The sequence below is a fragment of the Tritonibacter litoralis genome (assembly GCF_009496005.1).
GTDB lineage: Bacteria > Pseudomonadota > Alphaproteobacteria > Rhodobacterales > Rhodobacteraceae > Epibacterium > Epibacterium litoralis.
Genome location: NZ_WIBF01000021.1, coordinates 1 through 17,337 on the forward strand (window position 1 = coordinate 1; position 17,337 = coordinate 17,337).

Annotated in this window: 16 protein-coding genes; 2 read left to right on the plus strand and 14 right to left on the minus strand. The window is 56.5% G+C overall.

Annotated elements, in window-relative coordinates:
* Positions 1-525: 525 nt before the first annotated feature.
* The 3 genes from GFB49_RS19755 to GFB49_RS19765 are packed head-to-tail and all read right to left on the minus strand — an operon-like array spanning position 526 to position 2,875.
* Positions 526-708 carry a DUF2783 domain-containing protein gene (locus tag GFB49_RS19755; RefSeq protein ID WP_153217868.1) on the minus strand — a complete coding sequence of 61 codons (183 nt, stop codon included), beginning with the start codon at positions 706-708 and terminating at the stop codon, positions 526-528.
* Positions 705-2,318 carry an FAD-dependent oxidoreductase gene (locus GFB49_RS19760; protein WP_153217870.1) on the minus strand — a complete coding sequence of 538 codons (1,614 nt, stop codon included), beginning with the start codon at positions 2,316-2,318 and terminating at the stop codon, positions 705-707. The genes GFB49_RS19755 and GFB49_RS19760 overlap by 4 nt, the downstream gene beginning before the upstream one ends.
* A complete protein-coding gene (locus GFB49_RS19765) occupies positions 2,318-2,875 on the minus strand; it encodes a VOC family protein (RefSeq protein ID WP_153217872.1) in 558 nt (185 codons plus the stop codon). Before GFB49_RS19765 ends, GFB49_RS19760 begins: the two co-directional genes overlap by 1 nt.
* A 124-nt stretch (positions 2,876-2,999) precedes the next feature.
* Between GFB49_RS19765 and GFB49_RS19770 the strand changes: the two genes are divergently transcribed.
* A complete protein-coding gene (locus GFB49_RS19770) occupies positions 3,000-3,446 on the plus strand; it encodes a MarR family winged helix-turn-helix transcriptional regulator (RefSeq protein WP_343032651.1) in 447 nt (148 codons plus the stop codon).
* A gap of 122 nt (positions 3,447-3,568) precedes the next feature.
* Here GFB49_RS19770 and GFB49_RS19775 read toward each other — a convergent pair whose 3' ends face one another.
* Positions 3,569-5,500, minus strand: a complete 1,932-nt coding sequence (locus tag GFB49_RS19775; protein ID WP_153217874.1) for an acyl CoA:acetate/3-ketoacid CoA transferase — start codon at positions 5,498-5,500, stop codon at positions 3,569-3,571.
* A 238-nt stretch (positions 5,501-5,738) separates the two neighbouring features.
* A complete protein-coding gene (locus tag GFB49_RS19780; protein WP_153217875.1) occupies positions 5,739-7,454 on the minus strand; it encodes a SulP family inorganic anion transporter in 1,716 nt (571 codons plus the stop codon).
* A 256-nt stretch (positions 7,455-7,710) separates the two neighbouring features.
* Between GFB49_RS19780 and GFB49_RS19785 the strand changes: the two genes are divergently transcribed.
* On the plus strand, positions 7,711-8,616 hold the full coding sequence (locus GFB49_RS19785) for an MBL fold metallo-hydrolase (RefSeq protein ID WP_153217877.1): 906 nt from the start codon (positions 7,711-7,713) through the stop codon (positions 8,614-8,616).
* Between the two features lie 57 nt (positions 8,617-8,673).
* Here GFB49_RS19785 and GFB49_RS19790 read toward each other — a convergent pair whose 3' ends face one another.
* From GFB49_RS19790 to soxX, 9 genes are all read right to left on the minus strand, one after another.
* Positions 8,674-9,933 carry an NAD(P)/FAD-dependent oxidoreductase gene (locus tag GFB49_RS19790; RefSeq protein ID WP_153217879.1) on the minus strand — a complete coding sequence of 420 codons (1,260 nt, stop codon included), beginning with the start codon at positions 9,931-9,933 and terminating at the stop codon, positions 8,674-8,676.
* A gap of 22 nt (positions 9,934-9,955) precedes the next feature.
* Entirely contained in the window at positions 9,956-10,663 is a 708-nt protein-coding gene (locus tag GFB49_RS19795) for a c-type cytochrome (protein WP_153217881.1), read from the minus strand.
* A 3-nt stretch (positions 10,664-10,666) separates the two neighbouring features.
* Positions 10,667-11,980, minus strand: a complete 1,314-nt coding sequence (locus GFB49_RS19800) for a c-type cytochrome (RefSeq protein WP_153217883.1) — start codon at positions 11,978-11,980, stop codon at positions 10,667-10,669.
* Complete coding sequence (soxC, locus tag GFB49_RS19805) at positions 11,964-13,226, minus strand: sulfite dehydrogenase (RefSeq protein WP_153217884.1); 1,263 nt, start codon at positions 13,224-13,226, stop codon at positions 11,964-11,966. Before soxC ends, GFB49_RS19800 begins: the two co-directional genes overlap by 17 nt.
* Positions 13,227-13,246: 20 nt before the next feature.
* A complete protein-coding gene (soxB, locus tag GFB49_RS19810) occupies positions 13,247-14,944 on the minus strand; it encodes a thiosulfohydrolase SoxB (protein WP_153217886.1) in 1,698 nt (565 codons plus the stop codon).
* Positions 14,945-15,030: 86 nt separating this feature from the next.
* Complete coding sequence (gene soxA, locus GFB49_RS19815; protein WP_153217937.1) at positions 15,031-15,837, minus strand: sulfur oxidation c-type cytochrome SoxA; 807 nt, start codon at positions 15,835-15,837, stop codon at positions 15,031-15,033.
* 96 nt (positions 15,838-15,933) lie between these two features.
* Positions 15,934-16,263: a thiosulfate oxidation carrier complex protein SoxZ gene (soxZ, locus tag GFB49_RS19820; RefSeq protein ID WP_153217888.1), complete on the minus strand. Its 330-nt coding sequence runs from the start codon at positions 16,261-16,263 to the stop codon at positions 15,934-15,936.
* Between the two features lie 24 nt (positions 16,264-16,287).
* Positions 16,288-16,710, minus strand: coding sequence for a thiosulfate oxidation carrier protein SoxY (soxY, locus tag GFB49_RS19825; RefSeq protein WP_153217890.1), 423 nt, complete (start codon positions 16,708-16,710; stop codon positions 16,288-16,290).
* Between the two features lie 22 nt (positions 16,711-16,732).
* Positions 16,733-17,209: a sulfur oxidation c-type cytochrome SoxX gene (gene soxX, locus GFB49_RS19830; RefSeq protein ID WP_153217893.1), complete on the minus strand. Its 477-nt coding sequence runs from the start codon at positions 17,207-17,209 to the stop codon at positions 16,733-16,735.
* Positions 17,210-17,337: the final 128 nt, after the last annotated feature.

Below are 17,337 nucleotides of genomic sequence, written 5' to 3' on the forward strand. Positions count from 1 at the left end.
AAGCTGGTCTCCATAGCAGATACCAGCTTGAATCACGCATGAGCCTTCGTGTGAATCCCTTTTGTCAACATGACCTAGAGGGTCGGAAGGCGGCGCACTGGGTTGAAGAACCGTTTGATGTCGTCGAATACATCTGTGCTTGTGTTTATTGTGTGCGGTAGATTCTCGTCTGGCCCGTGTGGTTTACAGCGAAGACTGGCCGCTCTTCATCGCAGCGTTTTGCGCATTTTAAGGACTCCCTTGACCATTCAGCCTGTTGGCCCGGAACGGTGTGGGCCCTTAGCCCTTTAAAGAACGGCTTTTGAGCAGCTAGTTCCACGATTTGCCGTCAACTGAGGTGCCTCCAGCTTCCTAGACATGTTCTTGTTAGCAGGTTGAGCGGTCTCTTTAGCCGTCTTCGAACGATGACCAGCCCCCCTCTTAGAGGTTGCGTTGTTACATTGGCTCTGCTCAGGTTTCGCTCTGATTTTGACCGATAAACAAGTTCATAGGATGCCACGCCTGTTGATACAGGCGTGGCAAGCTTCATTTGGCAATATCGATAGCCTGTTTGAGATCTTCGAAATTTCCAATTTGGTTTGCCAGAACAAGAACAAGCCGAGCGTTCATGTCGTTTGCCTCGTCATCTGTCATGTCTCTTTGGGCGTCCGTCAGCATCTCATAGAAATCGTCAGGACGCGCAATGTTCGGTTTCAAATTCAAACTCATAGGACCGCGCCTCCTGTGGCTACTGCAATAGCTGCCTTAACGGCGTCTGGATCAAAACTCCGCCAGCGGGCAGCGATGTGTTGATCTGGCCGGATAAGATACAGCGCGCCGCCATTGGCGTCGTATCTTTCGGAAACATGCCCGTCGATGTCTTCGAAGTCCGTGCCCAAGGTCAGAACCTTCGGCGTGAAGGGGCCTGCGTCAACCGGCGTGGCGGCGACTCCGAGTGCCAGCAAAACAAAGCCGCCACCAAGGTTCTCCAATAGCCATGAGCGTTGGGCAGCAACTGAAATCGGAGCGTCGGCCGCGCAGGTCCCTGGCAGCATCTTGCCCGTCCAGTCATCAGCGTCAGCTGTGTTAAGCGGGCTTTCCAGATACGGGCTCGGCATCGAAAGTCGGCCTGAATTCACCAAAGGTCTTGCAAACTCGTTTGACTTGGCAAGACTCAGGACCGCATCGCGCATACGCTTCGAAGCTCTGTTCTTGGGTGTAATAAAATCCGTCGAACGGGTGGAGTTGAGCAAATTGTCGTCAGCGGCATAGGCGCGTTCGCTATGATAGGAATCCAGCAACCCCAACGGTGCCTCGCCCCGAATGACTGCGGCCAATTTCCACGACAGATTGTCGATGTCTTGCACGCCGGTGTTCGCACCTCGCGCACCAAACGGAGAGACCTGATGCGCCGCATCGCCGGCGAATAACACCCGGCCATAGCGGAACTGGTCCACGCGCCGACAGGCGAACTGATAGACGGAGGCCCATTCCAATTCAAACTCTACGTCATTGCCTATCATCGCTTTGACGCGTGTTATGATGTTTTCCGGGCGCTTTTCAATCTCAGGATCTGCCTCCCAGCCCAGTTGAAAATCCAACCGCCAGACGTCGTCACATTGTTTGTGCAACAACGCCGATTGGCCCCGGTGGAAGTTCGGATCGAACCAGAACCATCGTTCTGTTGGGAAATCCGCCTTCATGACGATATCGGCAATCAAGAAACGGTCTTGAAAGAACTGGCCAGTAAATTCTGCACCCACCATTCGGCGAATATCCGAGTTCGCACCATCACAGGCCAACAGCCAATTGGCCTCTATCGTGAAAACGCCGTCCGGTGTCTCGACCACCATTTCCGCATATTCATCGAACTGGTGCAAAGAGACAACCTTGTGTTTCCAGCGCAGGTCGATCAATGGGTTCTGATCGCAGGCCTCGACCATGTATTCTTCAAGGTAGTATTGCTGAAGGTTGATGAAGGCTGGGGTTTTGTGACCGTCTTCTGGTAGAAGATCAAAGGTATAGACCTCCTGGTCGCGCAAAAAAACACGACCAAGCTTCCAATCAATCCCTGTGTCGATCATCCGCTCGCCCACCCCCAAGCGATCCCAGATCTCCAATGGGCGTTTGGCATAGCAAACGGCACGTGATCCCACAGAAACAGTGTTGTTGTCATCCAGCACAACGACCTTCAAGCCTCGGGCTGCAAAATCGAGTGCAGCAGTTAGACCGACAGGTCCGGCACCAACGATAACAACCGTGTGCCGTACGGTTTCTCCGGTTTCTTGCTCCGGCGACTGTACATAGGCGAACTCTGGAAAATCGTATGTGTTTAGCATTACTTTTTATCCAGTTCTTTTGCATGCAGCCAGGCAGCATGTTGCGGTGCTTTCTTTGTGCGCGTCCACTCGTCCAGCATGTCCCATTTGACAGCATCCAAACGCTTGATCATCTCCTCCTCTTTTGGATCCGGACAGGCCAGCTCCACACGATGACCGTTTGGGTCAAAGAAATAAATGGAATGGAAGATTGAATGGTCAGTTACCCCCAATACTTCGACTCCGTTGGCCTCAAGGTGTTCTTTGAAGCCGATTAGGGTGTCACGATCTTTCACTTTGAAGGCGATGTGTTGAACCCAAACTGGTGTGTTCGGATCGCGTCCCATTTCGGGTTTGGTCGGCAGCTCAAAAAACGCCAGAACGTTGCCGTTCCCAGCATCTAGAAAGAGATGCATGTAGGGATCGGGCTCATGGGTCGATGGCACCTTGTCCTCGGCGATCGCGAGAACAAAGTCCATATTGAGCATTGAGGTGTAAAATTCGACGGTTTCTTTTGCGTCTTTGCATCGATATGCCACATGGTGGATCTGATCGAGCTTTAGGGTCTGAGCGTTCATTTTGGCCTCCTCCAAAAAACGTTGCATTTGCAATGATTGTCACGAAGCAGCCAGCGTGTATTTGATCTAGATCAGATTGTTGCACGCGCAACGACCTATAAAGTGACGTTAGAAAGGACCCAAAGTGGAACTCGAAACCTATTTTCCATACCAGCTTGCATCGACAGCCGAAGCGTTCTCGAGACAGCTGGTCCAAGTCTATGGCAAAACATTCGGCCTTTCCCGCGAGGAATGGCGGATGATTTTCCTTTTGGCTGAGGCGGGCCAACTCTCCTCGCTCGAACTTGCACGACGCACGACATTGGACAAGGTTCAGGTGAGCCGTGCAGCAAAGCGACTTGAAGAAAAAGGGTTGATCGCCCGCCACATCGCAGACTCCGACCGAAGACTGCGGATTTACACGTGTACAGACAAAGGACGCTCGCTGTTTCAACAGGCTTTGCCGGCCGTGCAGCACTGCGCAAATTCGATCCTGAGCAAGATGTCCACCGAAGATAAGGCTAAACTGGTCGATGGCCTTAGCGCGCTGGCAAAGGCGATCGACGCTTTCACCGACGATCCGGAGGTGTAGATACTGCGCGCCTATTCATCACTCTGGCGCCATGGAAACCCATAAGTGTGACCGAAGGTCGTGCAAAGAGTTCCCAAATCGACCAAGACCAGCACAAAAGACTTCCATCGCAAAGGACCGGTTCAGCGCGATTTTATGCTGTCGAGGTAGAGCTTTGCCTGGCTTTGGGTTTCAAAGATATGAGTGGGTTCTTCGGGGAAAACGGCCTGTAGCTTCATGCGCATAAACGCAGAGCCTGAGTAACGCGAAATATGCCGATAATACTGTTTTGCCAGCGCATCCACCATCTGCGCCCAGTCCTTTTCCAACGCCTCGTCAATCTTGAACCCGTCGTAATTCACAATCACATCTACCCGGTCCGCCAAAGGGGCGCAGGTTTTGGCCACCAGCTGCCCAACGGCTTGAACCTCGGACAGGTGACGGACGCGCAGCTTCTCAAAGTTCAGATACAGCTGGCCATTGTTTGCATCCAAGGCAACCCTGTCCGGCAGATCCAGCTGCAGCAGATCGGTGCGCAGCCCCATGTCGCCGGCTTGGAAAATACGGCTGTCCATTGTGACAACTTCGTCGATCTGCGGCGCAACGGCCATTTGCGACAGAATATCCCGCTCCAGATCCACGCCCGGTGCAATTTCAATGAGGTTTAGACCCTTGGGCCCCAATTCAAACACCGCCCGTTCGGTGACGTAAAGCACAGGCTGCCCCAGACGTGCGGCCCGCCCCCCAGCAAACGTAATCTGCTCGACGCGGTCCAGAAACTTGCGCGAGCGGCCTTCCTGGCGGATCGACACCGCGTTGTCCTGAATGGCCACATCCAGCCCAATGGCCGTAAACGTGCCGGCAAAGACCACCCGACGGGCGTTTTGCGAGATGTTGATAAAACCGCCGGCCCCGGCCAGACGTGTCCCAAAACGAGAGACATTCACATTGCCAAATTGATCGGCCTGCGCCAATCCCAGACAGGCTAGATCCAACCCGCCCCCATCATAGAAATCAAACTGGTTGCTTTGGGGGATAACCGCATCCGTGTTGATGGCCGCGCCGAAATCCAACCCCGAGGCAGGCTGACCGCCAATCACCCCCGGCTCGGCCGTCAGCGTCACGTGATCCAACAACCCTTCTTCGGCGGCCACTGCGGCCACGCCCTCAGGCATCCCAATGCCAAGGTTCACAACGCCATTGACCGGCAGTTCAAAAGCGCAGCGCCGGGCAATGACTTTGCGCGCGTCCAAGGACATCGGCGGGATTTCTCCCTGGGGTGAGCGCATACGATTGCTGAACCCGTGGCTGTAGGCGGTGCGATAGGTCTGCAAATGATTTTCCGGCTGCGCCACAACCACCGCATCCACCAGCACCCCTGGAATCTCGACCGACCGCGCCGGCAGGGTACGGGCCTGGGCTATGCGCTCGACCTGAACAATGACCACACCGCCCGCGTTCTTGACCGCCATGGCCTGAGCTAGATTGTCGATGGTCAGCGCCTCGCGCTCCATGGTGACATTGCCAAATTCATCGGCCGTCGTCCCGCGCAACAGCGCCGCTGACAACGGCTGCGCTTTGTAAAACAACATCTCTTCGCCGCCAAGCTCGACTCGCTCTACCTGCGGCTCAATGCTGATGTCGTTGATCGCCCCGCCGCCCTGGCGCGGATCGACAAAGGTTTCCAGCCCCACTTTGGACAGCATCCCCGGCTTGCCCGCTGCAATGTCCCGGAACAATTGGCTGATACAGCCCTGCGGCAGGTTCCAGGCCTCGATTTTGCTTTCGGTGGCCAGTTTGGCAACTTTGGGGATCAACCCCCAATGGCCGCCGATCACCCGTTTGATCAGCCCCTCATGGCCCAAGCGGTTCAGCCCCCGGTCTTTGCCGTCGCCCTGGCCAGCTGCAAACACAAGAGACAGATCGCGCGGATGGCCAGTCTCCAGAAAGCGGGCTTCAACCGCCGCAATCAACTCATCCGGCACGCCAATGCCGACGAAACCTGAAGTGGTGAGCGTATCGCCGTCCTGAATAAGGGCGGCGGCGTCAGCGGCGGATACAACCTTATGTGTCATGGAACGCACGTTACGCTGGTGTCAGCGCCTCATCAACAGGCGAGCATTCGCAACGTTGTGTCAGATCCCTGTCAGCATCAATTCCAGCGACCCCGTGATCGCTGCGTCTTGCGGCGCAAGAATTGTATGATCACCACATAAGCGTCTGATTGGATTTCAAAAACCAGGTTCAAACGCTTTGCGGGTGTTGATCCTGCGATCGCGTACATCAGCGGCGTGGGCGCATGTTGGGCGCGCGCTAACGAGCCTCTATCAATCTGTTCCAAGCGTCAAACTGGGACAAGAAGACATCCCCATTCATTTTCTCCAGGAAGTGTGAGCGGCCTAGGCGGTCCATCACGGGCCCTTTCACTTCGGACAGATGCAGCCCCACCCCCATATCGATGAGCCGCGCGTTGATGGCTTCCAAGCTTTCAAGCGCGGAATAATCTACTTCGTTGACGGCAGAGAACATCAAAACCACATCTCGGATCGCGCAGCCCTCGGTGACCCTGTTTTGGATCAGATCTTCCAGAAACCGGGCATTCACAAAATACAAACTCTCATCCACACGCAGGGTGACCAGACTGGAGACCGTTTCAACGTCGTGGCGATTGATGTTCCTGAAATGCTGCGTGCCTGGAACCAGTCCAACTTCTGCGACATGTGGTTTGGAGGTTTTATAGAGATGCAGCACGACCGATATTGCCACCCCACTGGCCACGCCAACTTCGACGCCTGCGCCCAAGGTTAAGAAAATCGTGGTTGCCACAGCCACAAAATCAGCCCGTGAATAGATCCACGTTTTCTTGAGGATCGACAGGTCAACCAAGGACAGAACCGCAACGATGATTGTCGCGGCCAGTGTGGCTTTGGGCAAAAAATACACCAGCGGCGTCAGCGCGATCGCCGCAATTGCCAGGCCCATGGCCGTAAAAATACCTGCGGCAGGGGTCTCGGCTCCGGCGTCGAAATTCACCATCGACCGCGAAAATCCGCCCGTGACCGGAAATCCCCCCGAAAACGCCGCGCCAAGATTGGCCGCGCCCAGCCCGATCAACTCCTGATCCGGATCAATTCGCTGGCGTTTTTTCGCAGCCAGGGTCTGGGCGACCGAAACGCTTTCGACAAACCCAATGACCGAGATCAGTATGGCAGGCATCAGCAATGCGCCGACAAGCTCGGTCGACAGGCCGGGCACCGTAAAGGGTGGCAGGCTTTGCGGCACGTCGCCGACGATGGACACGCCGCGATCCGCCAAATCCCACGCCCAAACGGCCAAAGTCGTTGCAAGAACCGCAAAAACCGGGCCGCCTTTGGCGACAAGATCCGGCACCAGCGGACCAGCCCTTAATCGTTGCATCAAGGGTTTCAAATTCCCACGCGCCCAAAAGAGAAAAGCGGTTGCAAAGGTTCCAAGGGCAACCGTGATCCCGTTGATTTGGTCCAGTTGCGAAAAGATCGACATCAGCATTTCAGGCAGGGTGTGCCCCTGCGCATTGACACCCAGGATGTGCTTTAACTGGCTGGTGCCGATCAGGATGCCCGATGCGGTGATAAAGCCTGCAATCACCGGATGGCTGAGGAAATTAGCCAGAAATCCAAGGCGCAGCACACCCAGCAAGACCAGAAACACACCCGACAGGAAGGCCAGCGTCAAAGCTGCCACCGCATAGCCTGCCGTTCCCTGATCGGCGATCTGTGCAATGGAAGATGCCGTCAAAAGGGAGACCACCGCAACCGGTCCCACCGCCAGCGCGCGGCTGGTTCCAAAGATCGCATAAAGCACAATCGGCGCGATCGAGGCGTAGATCCCCGCCTCGGGCGGCAGGCCTGCGAGCAGAGCATAGGCCAGCGATTGGGGGATCAGCATGATTGTCACGATAACCGCCGCAACAGTATCATTAAACAGCGCGGCGCGGCTGTAGGTTCTTCCCCACTGCAAGATCGGCAAAAACTGTGTGAATTTATTCATGTAAAGTCTGACACCCGCACATAGGGAGGAAAGCCAACCTCTTGGATTAAATGATGTATCAGGTTGTCACCTGCCTCTTAAAAACACCTAAATGGCCAGCAGCAACACGCCTAGGGTCAATCAAGGACGCCGTCTGTGACACAGTCACCCATGTCGCCATTTCCCTGCTTGCCCCCTAACCGCAGACCCAGGGTTCGGTCTTGCATTTTTCGGAATATACATACATATTCATATTTATTAATTCAATGGGTGATCTATGAAACTGTCGCGACGGGCCTTTACACAGTGTTTTGCTGCAACCACTGGGCTGGTGGCCTTGCCGTCTTTTGCACGGTCAGAGCTTTCGCTGGGTCCCGCAACGTTGACCACAGTCAGTGACGGCCGTTTGGTCCTGCCCGGCCAGCTCATATTCGAGCCCATGCCCCGTGATGCGTTGCCACCAATCCTGGCGGAGTTTGGCCTGTCCCCGGATCGTTTAACGCCTGAATGCAACCTGGCACTGTTCCGGGATGGAACGCACACGGTTTTGTTTGATGTGGGCTCCGGCCCGGATTTCATGCCAACAGCTGGAAGCGTTGTCGACAGCCTGAACGCGCTTGGACTGGCCCCCGAGGACGTGACACATGTGATCTTTACCCACGCCCATCCGGACCATATCTGGGGCCTGCTGGATGACTTTGACGAGCCCTTGTTTTCAGAGGCAACCTATATGATGGGGCGACGTGAATGGGATTATTGGTGGAATCCCAATACGGTGAACACCATCGGAGAGGCCCGCGCCGCCTTTGCGGTTGGTGCAAAACGGCGCATGCAGATGATCGAAGACTCGGTTGTCCTGTTTGATGATGGCGACGAGGTTCTGCCAGGCATTTCCGCCCTGTTCACACCGGGGCACACGCCCGGCCACATGGGATTTGAAATTCGCCAAGGATCCGAGAGCGCCTTGGTCGTTGGCGATGCGATTGGCAATCATCACGTGGCTTTCCGCAAACCCAATTGGGAGAGCGGCTCGGACCAGGATGGGCCCCTGGCCGTTCGGTCTCGGACCATGTTGTTGGACCGTCTTGCGGCGGAACAGATGACCGTGGTGGGCTTTCACCTGCCAGATGGTGGGATTGGCCGCGTTGAAGCGGTTGATGACGGCTTTCGGTTTGTGCGGTAACCGCCGGCCTCAGCACCTTCCCAACCGCGACACACGGCTGGGAAGGCCGAAAGGTATTTAACCCAGCATGTCCGAGGTGATGCCAGTGTACCAGCCCTCGGATTCCTCATACGTCGCCTTGCGAAGGTCTGAGCTTTCGCCGGTTTGTGAGATAAACCCATCCACTTTGGCGATTTTCTCGGGTGTGGCCTCATAGGTGGCGCCGACCTTGACCCCATCATTTGTGGCAATCAGCGACCAGCAGGTGTTGGAGAATTTAGCCGGGAACACTTTGGACCCCGTCAGCGCGCCACGCACCGCGTTTGCGCAGACTTTGGCCTGCGAATTGGCCGAAAAGCCTGATTTCGGCATATCCCCCTGGCTGGAGGCATCGCCCAGCACATAGACATCCGGATCCGCCTTTGTCGACATATCCGCCGCATTCACCGGCGCCCAGTTGCCATCGGTGACACCGGCCATATCCGCAATCCGCCCCGCTTTCATCGCTGGGATGACATTGGCCACGTCCACCTTGGTCACCTCGCCGTCGATGGTGACGGTCATCGCGCCCGGATCAACCGACACATTGCCGCCGCCAAAGTCCTCACCAATCCAATCCACCATCCCCTCATAGTGGTCCGCCCAGCCTTCCTGGAACAGGGCCATTTTGGAGAACTTTGGCTTGGGGTCGGCCACGATGATCTTGGCCGTTGGATTATTCTGCTTCAGGAAATGCGCCACCATGGACACCCGCTCATAGGGTCCGGGCGGGCAACGATAGGGGTTTGGCGGGGCCACCATAGCAAAGGTGCCACCTTGGGGCATCGCCATCAGCTGGGCTTTTAACAGCTCGGTCTGGGAACCGGCCTTATAGGCATGCGGCATGGCGTTTTGCGCCGACAGATCCCAACCCTCCACAGCGCCTTCGACAAAATCGATGCCGGGGCTCAGGATCAGCTTGTCATAGGGCAGCGATCCCCCGCCCGCCAGGGATACGGTTTTTGCATCGCGGTCCACACCAACGGCCCAATCATGGACCACATTCACACCCGATGCAGCCAGACCACCATAGCTGTGGCCCAGATCTTCCATCTGTTTGAATCCTCCCAAATAGAGGTTCGAGAAGAAGCAGGTGTAATACCGGCGTGTGGGCTCAATCAAAGTGACGTCGATCGCCCCTTTGCTGTCTTTTGCAAGGTAACGGGCCGCCGTGGCACCACCCGCGCCACCGCCCACAACAACAACCCGCGGTTTGCCTTGTCCACGCACCATGGGCGCTGCAAGAGTTGCGGTAAGGGCCACGCTTGTGCCAAGAAACGCGCGTCTGTTGAAACTCATGTCTTTTCCTCCCTTGAACGTTTTATTCTTCTAGCGTGGCGAAATAGGCCGCCAGCGCTGCAATTTCTTCTGTGTTCAGGCGTCCTGCCAGCATCTGCATGACCGGATGTGGACGCTTCTTGTTTTTGTAGGCATGCATCGCGATGACAAAGTCCTCCTCGGGCCAGAACACAATCGAGGGGATGCCATCATCCCCACCGCTGGCTTGGTGGCAGGTCTTGCATTCACTGCTAAGGTATTCGCCGTATTCCGGGTCTCCCTCCAACGCCAGAATGGCCGGATCCAGATCATGATCGACCGGTGACGCAGTTGGATCGGCTTCGGGAATATCTGCCGGATCATCAGAGAACTGCCGCAGATAGGCGATAAGATCCAGGCGGTCTTTTTCCTTTTTGAGCCCAGGAAAGCTCATCCGGGTACCGCTGGCCAGGGACCTTGGGTTTTCCAGAAAATCATCCAGCGTATCCGCGTGCCATTCCAACCCGCTGTCGCCAACACGGGCCAGCGCTTTGGAATATCTGAACCCTTCGTGGCTGGCCGCAGCGCGGCCAAACAGACCGTTCAGATGTGGACCAATCCGATGTTTCGCCCCCTCGCCCACCTGATGGCAGGCTCGGCACTTGCGAAAGACTTTCTCTCCGGCTGCGGGATCCCCAAACTCATCCGCCGCTACCGCTGTCGCCAAGAAAAAGGCAACAACCGCTATTCCATGTTGTCGGAGCCAAGGCATCAATTACTCACCCACGGATTTCAAATAGGCAGTCAGCGCCTTCACATCCCCTTCGTTTTTCAACCCCGCAAAGGACATTTTGGTCCCTTTCAAGTAACTCTTTGGCTTGGCAAGGAATTCAGCTAAGGACGCTTCGTCCCAGATGCGGCCATCTGCCTGGGCTGCGGCAAAGACTTTGGAGTATTTGAACCCCTCAACCGCCCCCATGGTGCGCCCGATCAGATCGTTCAGATGCGGGCCAGTCCGGTTCTTGGCGCTTGCGCCAACCTGATGGCAGGCCTTGCACTTTTTAAACACCTTTTCACCCGCCGCGATCAGCGCTGCATCGCCTTCAACGGCGGCCTCTTCAGCAGGCTCTGGCGCGGTTTCGACAACATGCGCAGGCTCGGCCTCTGTGGACACCGGAATGAACGATGGTCCGGCTGCGGTGAAGCTTGGCAAACCATCAAGCGTGCCGGTGTTCATCACGGATTCTGTGCCGACCTCGGGCGTTTCGACCAAGAACACCGACCGCATTGTGATTTCAACCTCGCCCTTGCACGCTTCCATGCAGGGTTCGCCGCGCCATTGTGCATATTCCTGCGCTGGCCGGTCATCCACAACAAAGCCCTTGGTATTATACATCTCAAAAGCGGCGAAATTCTCGTGGCTCAGCACAAAGTCATCCTCAACCAGATCGTTAGAGTAGAGGATGTAAGCCACAATAGCATAAGTCTCATCCGCCGTCAGGGTGCCCGCCTCGCCAAAGGGCATCGAGCGGTGGATGTAATCCCAAACGGTCGACAGGTAAGGCCAATAGGAGCCCACGGTTTTCACCGGATCCTCATCCGCCAGCGTATCAAAGCCACCCGCCAGGACCGGCCAATTGTCGACCCCTTCGGCGAAATCGCCATGGCAGGAAGCGCATTTCTCGGCAAAGACCTCTTCGCCAGAAAACGCATCCCCCTGCCCTTCGGGCAAACCGCGCCCATCCGGCAGGACATCCACATCCCATGCGGCGATTTCCTCTGCCAGGGCGACACGGCCCAAGCCATATGCCGCGCCGGATTGGGGAACGGCAGCCGTTAGATCCATTGGACGTGCGGCTGCGGCCGCCTGAATTTCGGCAATTTCTGTTTCCAGCGCATCCGCCCGCGCCGCCTCGGATTTCGCCTTTTCCTGCGCCGCTGATGCATGCGCCTCAACCTGAGCGACGCGTGTTTTGTAGCCGTCGATTGTATTGGCTGCATAGTCACGGGAGGACATCCCATAAGCCACGCCCAACACCAAAGCCGTTCCGCCCAATGCCGGGATGAAAATGTTAGGAGACTTCGACATTCTCAGCGACCCCTTTCTCGTTCACGTACCAAGTCTGGATGCAATTGTTGTGGTAAACGGCATTTTCACCGCGCTCTGCGCGCAGCTGATCTTTGCTTGGTTGGACATACCCCGTCTCATCCATGGCGCGGGACTGCAGCAACATCGGTGCTCCATCCCACTGAATATCCAGATAAAACCGGGTCAGCGCCTTGGTATCCCCTTGTTTACCCAGGCGCGCGGTCTCCCAGGTGACACCGCCATCACGAGAGACATCCACGCGGGTGATCTGACCATGGCCAGACCAGGCGAGGCCCGAAATCACCATCGGCCCGGGGCCATGCGCAATGGGCATCTGCGGGCTGGGCGCGGTGATCACGGATTTTGCATCCATCACCCAGGTCCATTTGCGCGCTGTGCCATCGGCATAGACATCGGTGTATTTCGACGTCTCTTCCCGGCTTTCGACGGCGCGGTCCACGACCTCAATCCGCCGCAGCCATTTGACCCACATATTGCCTTCCCAACCGGGCACCACCAGCCGCACGGGATAACCATGCTCCATCCGCAGGGCTTCGCCATTGGCCTTAAAGGCCACCAGCACATCATCCAGCGCTTTTTCCATCGGGATGGACCGCCCGTTGGACGAGGCATCGGCCCCTTCCACGTAAACCCATTTGTCCAGATTCACGTCCGCGCCAGCCTCGGCCAGCAACGTGCGCAGCGGCACGCCGGTGTATTCCATGTTGTGGATCATGCCATGGGTGAACTGCACGCCATTCAGCTGCGCACCAGCCCATTCCATGCCCGTGTTCGCCGCGCATTCGCAAAAATAGACATGGTTTTCCCGGGGGAACCGTTCGATATCCGCATAACTGAACACCAGGGGACGATCGACCAGACCATTGATCATCAACCGATAATCTTCCTTGCGCATTTCAATCGCGCCGGAATGATGACGCTCAAACGCGCAGCCTTGCGGGGTGATTGTCCCCTCCAGCGCATGGATCGGTGTGAAGTTGATCGACGAGATCGGTGAGGCCGTCAGCCATTCCACATTGCGCCGGATGACATGGGATTCATAAGAAATCGGCAGACCATAGGGCGTCTCATCCACCCCGGCACCCGTATAGGACGCCCAGTCCTGTAACTCTGTGATCAGCGGATCAGGAGTTTGTGCGGCGGCACCGCCTGCGACAGAACCCGCCGCCACCGCCGCACTGCCGCGCAGGAACGCGCGGCGGGAGGGTTTGAACATCTCATCCATGGGTCAATGCTCCGTTTTGCTTATACGCCGATGACGTCGACGCTAGTGTTTTCCTGCACCGTAACTGTGCCCAGCTTGCGAATGTGATCTTCCACCACATCCCAAATCTGCGGCCCCTCGGTGCCTTCGTTGACACTGGCCCAACCCGCGACGACATAAGATTTGTCGGGCGCGATCTGCTCACCCGTTTTCAACAAGGTCATATTGGAGATCCGCTCTCCCTGGGGTTTGGAGACATCGATCCGATAGCCAAGCCCACCGGTGCGCACCATATCGCCGCCCTGCTGGTAATAGGGATCGGGGTTAAAGATGTTGTCGGCCACATCTTCCAACACCACCTTCAGAAATTCACCGGTCATTTCGGTGCGATAGGCCTCTCCATAGGTCATGGAGGTTACGCCAAAGATGTCTTCGCGTGTGATATCCTGGCCGGGGATCATCGACGGCCCCCAACGCACGCCGGGGCTCAATGCGATTTCCGCCTCGCGCTCGCTCAGCAAGGCGTCACAGATCACATCGTCCCAGGTGCCATTGAAATTCCCCCGCCGATACAACAGGCTGTCTGTGCGGCCGATCACCTCGCTCATCTCTGCCATGTAAGGCGCGCGTTCGGTTTCAATCAGGGCTGCGACCTCCGGATCCGGGGTGATCACGTCCGAGAAGATCGGGATCAGTTTGGAGCGATAGCCCATCATCTGCCCATCGCGAATGTCCAGATCCACACGAGTGACAAATTTCCCGTTGGACCCGGATGGCAGAATGATCGTGGAGCCAACCACAACCGGCTCTGGCAGCGCGTCGTGGGTGTGACCCGACAGGATCACGTCGATGCCCGGCACCACACCGGCCATTTTTTTGTCGACATCAAACCCATTGTGGCTGAGGACCACGACACATTCCGCTCCTTGGGCGCGCACCTCTTCGACCATGGCGGCCATGTTTTCATCGCGAATGCCAAAGGAGAACTCAGGGAACATCCAACGCGGGTTGGCGATCGGCATATAAGGGAAGGCCTGGCCGATCACCGCGATTTTGGTGCCCCCGCGTTCGAAGATTTTAAAGGGCGGGAACAGATCCGTGGGTTCATCCCATTCCGTATCAAAGATGTTCTGGCCCAAGGCGGAAAAAGGCAGGTTTTCCACCAGTTCCGTCACCCGCGCGCTGCCCAGCGTGAACTCCCAATGAAAGGTCATCGCATCCGGTTTGAGTGCATTCATGACATTCACCATGTCTTGCCCTTGCGTTTTGTAGCAGGTGTAAGAGCCATGCCAGGTGTCACCGCCATCCAGCAAAATGGCGTCCGGCCTGTCAGCGCGGATGGCGTTGATCACGGTTGCAACCCGGTCCAAGCCCCCAACGCGCCCATAACCCTGCGCAAGCGCTGCAAAATCGCCAGAGCTGAGCGCATAATGACTGGGGCTGCCGTCAGCGATCCCATAAAGCTTGCGAAAATCAGCGCCCGTAACATGCGGCACCGCGCCTTTGTTGCCTCCAACCCCGATGTTGATCGACGGTTCACGGAAATACAGCGGTGTGAGCTGGCCATGGATGTCTGTGACATGGATCAGTGAGACATTGCCGAAGGTCTCGAACTGTAACAACTGGTCCTGCGTCAGCTTTTGCTGCGCGGCCACCCGCGCCCAGTCGCCAAAGCCGGACACCCCATAAAGGGCGGATGCCGCCATGCCCACCTGTAAAAAATCGCGTCGCGAGATCATAGGTTTCAAACTCCATACACATTCGCATGCGTGAATTTATTAGAGAAAACAAAGGCCCCACAGCCAAAGCGGGGACCTTTGAGCCGTCAGTTCCGGACCGAGGGACCTTCGACGCTCAACCCGTTGCCGCGTGACGCCACATAAAGTTCAAGCGCAATGAACTCGGGCGAACCGGGTTTGTAGGTATGCGCGCGGGTGTCACGCACGCAGCCTTTGAACCGCGCATGAACAGAATTCAGCTTGGTGTTTTTCAAACGGTAGGTCGGAAAACCGTTGATCTGCCCCTGGCTCAGATGGTCCGCGCGGATCATCAGGCCATAACTGTCTTCATGGCAATTGGCACAAGACAGCTCCAGCTGACCGGTCCGGGTGTAATACAGGTCTTTGCCCTGCTCCCACGTGGATTGGGCCGGGCCGTTGATTGCAACATTCACCGGCATGCCGCGGGAGACAGAGGAAATCAGCGCGATCATATCCGTCATGTCGCCGCCGGTGTATTTCCACTTCTCAGCGCCCATGCGGGTCTCGCGGCAATTGTTGACCTCCATCTCCAGCGTGGTCACGCGGCCCTGCTCTTCATTCCACTTTGGATAAACAGCCCGCACACCTGCCAGTTCTTCTGCCTCTCCATGGCAATCCGCACAGGATTTCCCTTCGGTGCCATCCGCAGAAGCCCAATCCACCAGGGCATTTTCGACCCCAATCATGCCGGGGTTGTCGAAATCATCCATCTGCACCGCCTGGGTTTCGTCCGAGCGAAATCTCCAACCGGAATAGATCGTATCGACATTCTCCAAATGCGCCGGTGCTGCTGTTTCTGTGACAATGGCAATCTCACCATTGATCGTCAGGCTGTCTTCGTCTGGGTCACTTACACCCAGCGTCGGCACCATGGCCAAAGCCAAGGTTGCGCCGATAATCCGTGTCGATGTGTTCACGCCTTCCTCCCTCTCCTCAGACGTTTTTGTCGATCTGCGGTGCGCCCTCCCTTAGCTCACCGTGATCGATTTGGTCGTGTCATAGACCGAGCCGTCGTCGTCATACCAAGTGAACTTGAACTCGCCACTTTCCGGCACAAGCGCCTCGAACTGGAAGTAAGGGTTGGTCGAAATCGCCGGTTCCAGCGTCACGTCAATGACGTTCTGACCATTAAAGTCAGCGGTGAAACGATTGATGATGGACCGCGGAATGATATTGCCGTCGTCATCCTTGCGCTGGCCGCTTTCCATTTTGTGGCTGATCAACGTTTTGATCGTGATCGCCTCGCCCGCGGCTGCCGTCTTTGGAACTTTGACGCGTGGTTTTACACCAGATGCCATAATTTTCTCCTCCCGTAATCCAGATCAGCCGCCGCAGCCGCCGATGGTGACTTTGACGTTGGCTTTGGTCATCTGGAATGACCCGTCCTCCATCTTGGCAACCGCCACAACATTCTGGGTCTTGGCCAGGCGAATGCGGGTCGCCGCACTGCGCGACGCGCTCATGGGGCCAAATTTGAACGTCACAACATTTGGAACCGGGTTTCCGTCTGCAAGAATCGTGATTTCAGCCGCGCCGGGTGCTTCAACCGAGATGGGGACCGTATTGCCGTTCTCTGCGATCTCTGGCGCGGTCAGCGTGATCCCGCCTTCGGTTGTGGCTTCCCCTCCCGTGAAGGCCGCAACTGCGTCATCTGTCAGGCTGGCAAAGGCCGGAAGCCCCGCAACCATAGCAAAGACACTTGTCCCAGAGCCCAACGCCAGCAGGCTTCGTCGTGTGAGTTTCATCCGTATTCCTCCCTCTGAAAGATCACTCTTCTTTCAGCGTCAAAAGATAGGCGACCACGTCCTCAACCTGCTGAGCGGTCAACAAAGGCTGGACCTCGCCATCGCCATGCGCGTCGCCGGTATAGGCATCGCCAAGGCGAATAAATCCGTCGGTGCGATAGAACGAAGGCATCATGCTGCCTTCGAACATGACCTTGGCGTTGGCAACAATTCCGCGAAGCTCGGCAACCGTCCAGCGATCCGCAACGCCATCCAGCATTGGACCGATTTCGCCGTGAAACGGCAAATGGCTCAAGGCACTGACTTGGTGACAGGCAATGCAATTGCCCGCCCCCTTGTTCATCACCTCTGCGCCAACGGCTGGATCTCCCGGCTTACCGCTCAATGAGGCGGCAACGGCCCCGTCAACATATATCACATCCTGAGGTTTGGTGACGTCGCACCATCCGATGCCGGCCGTCAGCACAACGGCGACAGCGGCTCCAAAAGCGGTTCTCATGCGCCCTCCCTGGGTTCGATTCCTCTCCTTGGGTAAAGACCAGTCTAGGGCACATAATTTCGAACACGCAACAACAAATTCATCTACGTGAATTTTTTTATATGTTCGCAAGTGCAGCATTCTGCGCA

Excerpts from the sequence above, each read along its gene's own strand:
- GFB49_RS19755 (WP_153217868.1), bottom strand. The coding sequence starts at position 708 with ATGAGTTTGAATTTGAAACCGAACATTGCGCGTCCTGACGATTTCTAT.
- GFB49_RS19760 (WP_153217870.1), bottom strand. The coding sequence starts at position 2,318 with ATGCTAAACACATACGATTTTCCAGAGTTCGCCTATGTACAGTCGCCG.
- GFB49_RS19765 (WP_153217872.1), bottom strand. The coding sequence starts at position 2,875 with ATGAACGCTCAGACCCTAAAGCTCGATCAGATCCACCATGTGGCATAT.
- GFB49_RS19775 (WP_153217874.1), bottom strand. The coding sequence starts at position 5,500 with ATGACACATAAGGTTGTATCCGCCGCTGACGCCGCCGCCCTTATTCAG.
- GFB49_RS19780 (WP_153217875.1), bottom strand. The coding sequence starts at position 7,454 with ATGAATAAATTCACACAGTTTTTGCCGATCTTGCAGTGGGGAAGAACC.
- GFB49_RS19785 (WP_153217877.1), top strand. The coding sequence starts at position 7,711 with ATGAAACTGTCGCGACGGGCCTTTACACAGTGTTTTGCTGCAACCACT.
- GFB49_RS19790 (WP_153217879.1), bottom strand. The coding sequence starts at position 9,933 with ATGAGTTTCAACAGACGCGCGTTTCTTGGCACAAGCGTGGCCCTTACC.
- GFB49_RS19795 (WP_153217881.1), bottom strand. The coding sequence starts at position 10,663 with ATGCCTTGGCTCCGACAACATGGAATAGCGGTTGTTGCCTTTTTCTTG.
- GFB49_RS19800 (WP_153217883.1), bottom strand. The coding sequence starts at position 11,980 with ATGTCGAAGTCTCCTAACATTTTCATCCCGGCATTGGGCGGAACGGCT.
- soxC (WP_153217884.1), bottom strand. The coding sequence starts at position 13,226 with ATGGATGAGATGTTCAAACCCTCCCGCCGCGCGTTCCTGCGCGGCAGT.
- soxB (WP_153217886.1), bottom strand. The coding sequence starts at position 14,944 with ATGATCTCGCGACGCGATTTTTTACAGGTGGGCATGGCGGCATCCGCC.
- soxA (WP_153217937.1), bottom strand. The coding sequence starts at position 15,837 with ATGGTGCCGACGCTGGGTGTAAGTGACCCAGACGAAGACAGCCTGACG.
- soxZ (WP_153217888.1), bottom strand. The coding sequence starts at position 16,263 with ATGGCATCTGGTGTAAAACCACGCGTCAAAGTTCCAAAGACGGCAGCC.
- soxY (WP_153217890.1), bottom strand. The coding sequence starts at position 16,710 with ATGAAACTCACACGACGAAGCCTGCTGGCGTTGGGCTCTGGGACAAGT.
- soxX (WP_153217893.1), bottom strand. The coding sequence starts at position 17,209 with ATGAGAACCGCTTTTGGAGCCGCTGTCGCCGTTGTGCTGACGGCCGGC.